At 54.5% G+C, this 255-nt stretch carries 1 protein-coding gene; it reads left to right on the top strand.

Annotation, left to right across the window (positions count from 1 at the left end; genetic code table 11):
* Positions 1–255, top strand: a 255-nt coding sequence (locus tag LRL21_RS45240; protein ID WP_240422255.1) for a hypothetical protein, incomplete at both ends; no start/stop codon positions are given.

Genomic DNA, 255 nt, shown 5'->3' with positions numbered 1-255 from the left:
GAACCGTATACGTAGATTCAGTTACGTTCAAGTATGGGACAGACAGTAACATCGTGGCCAACCCTGAGTATGAAAAGCAGACGCGCCCAGGTAGTAGCCTTGCGGATGGTTGGGACTACTGGAAGTCGAATCCGGACATGGCAACGGGGATGGCGGTGGTTAATACGCCGGTAGCCTCAGGAACCAAGGCACAGAAAATAGCGAGCAGTGCCATGCCAGCGGGCGAAGCGATCTTTGTGCTGCAAGACTTGGCGG

This window comes from Paenibacillus periandrae (assembly GCF_022458865.1).
GTDB classification, from domain to species: domain Bacteria; phylum Bacillota; class Bacilli; order Paenibacillales; family NBRC-103111; genus Paenibacillus_S; species Paenibacillus_S periandrae.
The sequence above is the reverse complement of the archived record's forward strand: the minus strand, read 5'-3'. Positions and strand labels throughout refer to the sequence as shown.